We start from the raw sequence: 6,079 nt of genomic DNA, 5'->3' as shown, positions 1-6,079 counted from the left end.
GCGCGGCAACGCAATCCTCGGCTTCACCCACGGCACCGACCCGGGGTTGTACTGGATGCCCGCCGAGGGCGGCGAGGCCACCCTGATCCGCGAGAGCGGCGAGAGCCCCCGCTTCAGCCGTGACGGCAAGCGCGTGTACTTCATGGAAGGCATCGAGGACAACAAGAGCGCGTACAAGAGCGTGCGCCTGGACGGTGGTGACGAGCGCACCCTGTTCTCGTCCAAGTACGCCAACCAGTACGTGCCAAGTCCGGACGAGGAGTGGCTGGCGTTCACCGAACTCTTCCAGGCCTACATCATCCCCTTCCCGAAGACCGGCAAGGAGGTGGACCTCTCCGGCAAGGAGAAGGCGATCCCCATCAAGCGGGTCACCCGCGACGCGGGGAGTTTCCTGCACTGGTCGTCCGACAGCAGCAAGCTGCACTGGACCATCGGGCCGCAGTACTTCACCCGCGCCATCGCCGAGAGCTTCGAGTTCGTGCCCGGGGCGCCGGATTCCATTGCGCCGCCCGACACCACCGGTATCGGGGTCGGCCTGGTGCTCGACGCCGACGTGCCCACCGGGGTGGTTGCGCTGACCAACGCGCGCATCATCACCATGAAGGGCGACGAGGTGATCGAGAAGGGAACCATCGTGGTGGACAGGAACCGCATCACGGCTGTGGGTGCGTCGGTGGAGGTGCCGAAGGGCGCGAAGGTCATCGACTGCTCCGGCAAGACCATCATGCCCGGCCTCATAGACGTGCACGCGCACATGTGGCACTCCGACATCACCCCCGCGCAGAGCTGGCTGTACCTGGCCAACCTCGCCTTCGGCGTCACCACCACCCACGACCCCTCCAACCCGACCGAGACGGTGTTTACCAACGCCGAGATGGTGCGCATGGGCGAACTGGTGGGCCCGCGCGTCTTCTCCACCGGGACCATCCTGTACGGCGCCGACGGTGACTTCAAGGCGGTCGTCAATTCGCTCGACGACGCACGTTCGCACCTGCGGCGCATGAAGGCGGTGGGCGCCTTCTCGGTGAAGAGCTACAACCAGCCGCGCCGCAATCAGCGCCAGCAGGTCATCAAGGCCGCGCGCGAACTGGAGATGATGGTGGTGCCGGAGGGCGGGTCGTTCTTCTTCCACAACATGACCATGATCCTCGACGGACACACCGGCATCGAGCACACCATTCCGGTGGCACCCATCTACAAGGATGTGACCACGCTGTGGGGCGCGAGCAAGACCGGTTCGACGCCGACGCTGGTCGTGGGGTACGGCGGGCTGTGGGGCGAGAACTACTGGTACCAGAAGAGCAACGTGTGGGAGAACGAGCGCCTGCTCACCTTCACGCCGCGGCCGGTGGTGGACGAACGTTCGCGCCGGCGCACCATGGTGCCCGACGACGAGTTCAACCACGTGGCGCTGGCCCGAAACTGCAAGGACCTGATCGACGCGGGTGCCAGCGTGCAACTGGGTGCGCACGGGCAGCTGCAGGGCCTGGGCGCGCACTGGGAGCTGTGGATGTTCACCCAGGGCGGCATGAGCAACATGGAGGCGCTGCACTGCGCCACCTCGCGCGGCGCGTGGTACATCGGCATGGACCACGACCTCGGCTCGCTGGAGACGGGCAAGCTGGCGGACCTCATCGTGCTGGACAAGAACCCGCTGGATGACATCCACAACAGCGAGACCGTGCGCTACACCATGATCAACGGCCGCATCTACGACGCCCACACCATGAACGAGATCGGCAATCATGCCAGAGAGCGTCTGCCGTTCTACTGGGAGATGCCGGGGGCCAGCGACGCGTTCGTGTGGCAGGGCGACGCGCACGGCTACATGCACGTCGAGTGCGGGTGCTTCGCGCGCTAGCGTGATGCGATGCCGGGGCCGTGGTTCGTCTACATTCTGCGCTGTTCTGACCGCACGCTCTACACCGGTGTGACCAACGACACCGACAAGCGGGTGGCCGACCATAACGCGGGGCGCGGTGCCCGCTACACCCGCGCCCGGCTTCCGGTACGCCTGGTGTACGTGGAGCAGGTTGAGGATCGCGGCGCGGCACTGCGGCGCGAGAACGAGATCAAACGACTGCGCGCGGCGGACAAGCGCGCGCTGGTCGGCAGGGAGAAGCGACGATGAGCGTGTTCGGCAACATCCTCTGGATCTTCCTCGGCGGAGGGCTGCTGCTCTTCATCGAGTACATCATCGGTGGCGTGCTCCTGTGCCTGACCATCATCGGCATCCCGTTTGGCATCCAGTGCTTCAAGCTCGGGATGCTGGCGCTCTTGCCGTTTGGGCGACGCGTGGAGGACGGGCCCGCCGCCTCCGGGTGCCTGACCGTCATCATGAACGTGCTGTGGTTTCTGTGCGGCGGAGTGGAGGTGGTCCTGACGCACCTGCTGTTCGGGCTCCTGTGCGCCATCACCATCGTGGGCATCCCTTTCGCGAAGCAGCACGGCAAGCTGGCCGCCCTGGCCCTGACCCCCTTCGGGCACACCATTCGCTAGTTCCTGAGCGGGGGCGTCGCGTGGGCCTGCCCCGCGGATGTGCTACTATGGTCCCGACCTCAACAGACTCTTCTCCATTACCACACGTGAAAGGCGGGCACCGTGCCCTTTTCCGGTTTCAAGTTGCATGCGAATCTCCTCCGTGGCGTAAAGGAACTCGGTTTCCAGCGCCCCACCCCCATCCAGGCGGACGCCATTCCGCCCGCGCTCGAAGGGCGCGATGTGCTGGCGTGCGCGATGACGGGCAGCGGCAAGACGGTGGCCTTCCTGCTGCCGATCCTGAACGATCTCATCGAGAAGCCGCGCGGCACCACGCGCGCGCTCATTCTCACCCCCACGCGCGAACTCGCCGCGCAGATCCTCGAGGACTTGAACGACCTCGCGGTGCATACCCCCATCACCGGGGCGACGGTCTACGGCGGCGTGGGCATGGGCCCCCAGGAACACGCGTTCCGCAGCGGCGCGGACGTCATCATCGCCACCCCGGGGCGGCTGCTGGATCACTTCGACTACCCGTACGCGAAGCTGCGCGGGCTGGAACTGATCGTCCTGGATGAGGCGGACCGCATGCTCGACATGGGGTTTTTGCCCGACATCCAGCGCGTGTTGCGCCACGTGCCCAAGCCCCGGCAGACGCTGTTCTTCAGCGCGACCATGCCGGCGCCCATCGGCAACCTCGCGCAGCGCATGCTCAAGAATCCGGTGGAGATCAACCTGGCGCGGCAGAGCGCACCCGCCGTGGGGATCACCCAGGCGGTGTACCCGGTGGCGCAGGAGCTCAAGGCGCACCTGTTGCTCGCGCTGCTGCAGCGCGGCGACCTCGAAGACGCGCTGGTCTTTACCCGCACCAAACACCGCGCGGATCGCGTGGCCGACTTCCTGATCAAGAAGGGCGTGTCCGCCGAACGCATACACGGCAACCGCTCGCAGAACCAGCGCACGCAGGCGCTGGCCGGTTTCAAGAGCGGCCGGCACCAGGTGCTGGTTGCCACCGACATCGCGGCGCGCGGTATCGACGTGGAGGAACTCGGGCACGTGATCAACTTCGACGTACCCAAGATGGCCGAGGACTACATCCACCGCGTGGGCCGCACCGCCCGGGCCGAGATGACGGGCGACGCGTTCACCTTCGTGTCCCCGCAGGAGGAGGCGGACCTGCGGCGCATCGAACGGGAGCTGGGCAAGAGACTGCCGCGCGTCATCGTACCGGACTTCGACTACACCGCCCGGCCGGAGCGCAAACTCGAGCTGTCCAACAGCGAGCGTCGCGCCGAGCGGAGCGCGCGCCCGAGTTCACGGCGGCCATCGCGCGGCACCGGTTCCGGCTCGGGACGTGGGGGCTCCGGATCCGGCTCGGGGTCGGGCTCCGGATCGCGCAAGCGCAAGACGCCGTCGCGGCCCTCCGCCCCGGCGTCGGGCCCGTCGCGTTCCGGTGGCTCCAGGCCGCCCGCGCGCAGCGGCCGCTCGAAACGCAGGGGCCGCAGCTGGTAGCCGGGACGCGCGCGTGAGCCAGGAAGACAACCGCTCCACCGAGTTTGATCCGCGGTGGCGGTCGCGTGTCCCCACGCATAGAGTAATTGCATGACCCAATCCAACGAATACGTTCTTGGCACCAACGACGCGGAACTCGTGCGCCTGGGTCTTCAGCACCGTCTGTGGAGCCGTGAGGCGTTCGATCTGTGGGAACGCGCGGGCATAGGCCCGGGTGCGCGCGTGCTTGATGTGGGCTGCGGTCCCGGTCACGCGACGTTCGACCTCGCCCAGCTCGTCACCCACGCCGGCCGGGTGGTTGCGGTGGACGAGTCCGACCGCTTCATTCGCTATCTCACCGCGCAGGCCGAGGTGCGGGGCGTGATCAACGTCGAGGCGAGTGTGCAGGACGTGCAGGGGTTGCAGGTTCCCGAGCGAAGCGTGGATTTTGCCTATGCGCGCTGGTTGCTGTGCTTCACACCGCGGCCGGACGACGTGGTTGCGGGTGTGGCGCGCGCGCTCAAGCCGGGGGGGCGCTTCCTGGTGCAGGACTACACCCACTGGCAGGCGCTGTTTCTGTCGCCGCCGGGCGAGGCCTTCCATGAGGTCATGCGCGCAACCGACCGCGCGTGGCGTGAGTCGGGGGGCGACTCGGAAATCGGCCGGCGTCTGCCGGCGATGTTCGAGAGAAACGGCCTGCGCGTGGAGTCCATCCGCCCGTTGCAGCGTATCGCTCGCCCCGACGAGCCACTGTGGCAGTGGCCGACGTCTTTCTTTTCCAACTGGGTGCCGGCGCTGGTGGCACGCGGGCTGTTGACACCCGGCGTGCACGAGGCCTTCATGAAGGAGTGGGACGTGCGGTCGCGCGACGAGAACGCGTTCTTCTGGACGCCGTCGATGCTGGAGATCATCGGCCGCCGCGAAACCGGCGACCCGCACGCGGCCTAACGCCCGTCGTCTTCGCCCACCGACCACTGCAGCCTCACCTTCGGCTGCGGTTCGTATTTCACGCCTGCGTACGCGGCGCCGACCGCCGCCAGCGAGCCCGTCATCCACCACGTCGTCTCCTCGTCGAACCATCCCAGCGTGTTGCCGACGGCACCGAGGAACATTCCCAGCGTGGCGGCGGTGCCGGCACCGTGGAGGACCGCATCGAAGCGGGTGGGCGGTTCGTACCACGCCATCGCCGACATGCTGAGGGATAGATTGAGGTGCCCGCTCGACGTGGGGTCCATGCCGTCGCGCAACGGATAGCCGGGGCGCGTCAGTCCGTCGAACGAGGGGGCGGGGATGGAGATCGGTTGCGCGGCCGCGCTGTCGGCGCTGGCCTCGCCGGCGGGCGACGCCTGGGGGAGGAGGGTGGCGATGGCCGCCGTGGCGATGATTCGGGCGAGCTTCACGAGACGATCTCCCATTCGGGGTGGAATTGTACCACAGGACGCGCCGGGTGACACCCCGCCTGGGCCGGAAGCGCTGGACGGCACGGTGCGTGATTGGCTACCGTCTGTTCGAATAGTCCACGGCACACCCGGGTAACGGGTGGAGCGACGTTCAGATGACATACCAGCGGGGGATACCGTGAAGAAGAAGAAAGCCAGTGCCGCCGGCGGCAAGAAGAAAGCGTCTCCGGCGTTCAAGCTGCAGCCGGCCACCGCGAAAGATCGCGTGGTGTGGAAGGCCATGCGTGCCGATATGTATGCGGGGCTCGACGATTCCTTCCACGACCGTGAGATCAAGCTGATTCTCGCGTCGCGGGACCGCAAGTGCCTCTTCGTGCGCGCGCCCAACCGCGACATCGTGGGCTTCCTGGAGGTGTCCCTGCGCAATCTCGTGGATGGGTGCCTGGGCGGCCCGGTCGGCTACATCGAGGGCGTCTACCTGGTGCCGGAGTACCGTGGTCTCGGACTGGGCGGGGCCCTCACCGACGCGGCCGCGGCGTGGTTCGCCTCCAGGGGCTGCCGCGACATGGCCACCGACACCGAAATCGACAACGAGGACGCCCAGAAGTTCTGGAGCGAGCTGGGCTTCGAGGAGACCTGGCGCGTGGTTCAGTACCGCAAACCGATCGCGGCGGCGCCAGGGAAGAAGTCGCGCCCGAGGCGCTGATCGC

7 protein-coding genes are annotated in these 6,079 nt (G+C 67.2%); 6 read left to right on the top strand and 1 reads right to left on the bottom strand.

Annotated features, from left to right (window positions below):
• From OEX18_11445 to OEX18_11425, 5 genes are all read left to right on the top strand, one after another.
• Positions 1 to 1,861, top strand: a 1,861-nt coding sequence (locus tag OEX18_11445; GenBank protein MDH4337875.1) for an amidohydrolase family protein, incomplete at its 5' end; no start/stop codon positions are given.
• Between the two features lie 9 nt (positions 1,862 to 1,870).
• On the top strand, positions 1,871 to 2,131 hold the full coding sequence (locus OEX18_11440) for a GIY-YIG nuclease family protein (protein MDH4337874.1): 261 nt from the start codon (positions 1,871 to 1,873) through the stop codon (positions 2,129 to 2,131).
• Positions 2,128 to 2,499, top strand: a complete 372-nt coding sequence (locus OEX18_11435) for a YccF domain-containing protein (GenBank protein MDH4337873.1) — start codon at positions 2,128 to 2,130, stop codon at positions 2,497 to 2,499. The genes OEX18_11440 and OEX18_11435 overlap by 4 nt, the downstream gene beginning before the upstream one ends.
• A 102-nt stretch (positions 2,500 to 2,601) precedes the next feature.
• Entirely contained in the window at positions 2,602 to 3,990 is a 1,389-nt protein-coding gene (locus OEX18_11430) for a DEAD/DEAH box helicase (protein MDH4337872.1), read from the top strand.
• A 90-nt stretch (positions 3,991 to 4,080) separates the two neighbouring features.
• Positions 4,081 to 4,917 carry a methyltransferase domain-containing protein gene (locus tag OEX18_11425; GenBank protein ID MDH4337871.1) on the top strand — a complete coding sequence of 279 codons (837 nt, stop codon included), beginning with the start codon at positions 4,081 to 4,083 and terminating at the stop codon, positions 4,915 to 4,917.
• On the opposite strand, the gene OEX18_11420 is transcribed toward OEX18_11425, so the two are convergent.
• Positions 4,914 to 5,369, bottom strand: a complete 456-nt coding sequence (locus OEX18_11420; protein MDH4337870.1) for a hypothetical protein — start codon at positions 5,367 to 5,369, stop codon at positions 4,914 to 4,916. The genes OEX18_11425 and OEX18_11420 overlap by 4 nt on opposite strands.
• 178 nt (positions 5,370 to 5,547) lie before the next feature.
• Between OEX18_11420 and OEX18_11415 the strand changes: the two genes are divergently transcribed.
• Entirely contained in the window at positions 5,548 to 6,075 is a 528-nt protein-coding gene (locus tag OEX18_11415) for a GNAT family N-acetyltransferase (GenBank protein ID MDH4337869.1), read from the top strand.
• Positions 6,076 to 6,079: the final 4 nt, after the last annotated feature.

The organism is Candidatus Krumholzibacteriia bacterium, assembly GCA_029865265.1.
Taxonomy (GTDB): domain Bacteria; phylum Krumholzibacteriota; class Krumholzibacteriia; order WVZY01; family JAKEHA01; genus JAKEHA01.
The sequence above is the reverse complement of the archived record's forward strand: the minus strand, read 5'-3'. Positions and strand labels throughout refer to the sequence as shown.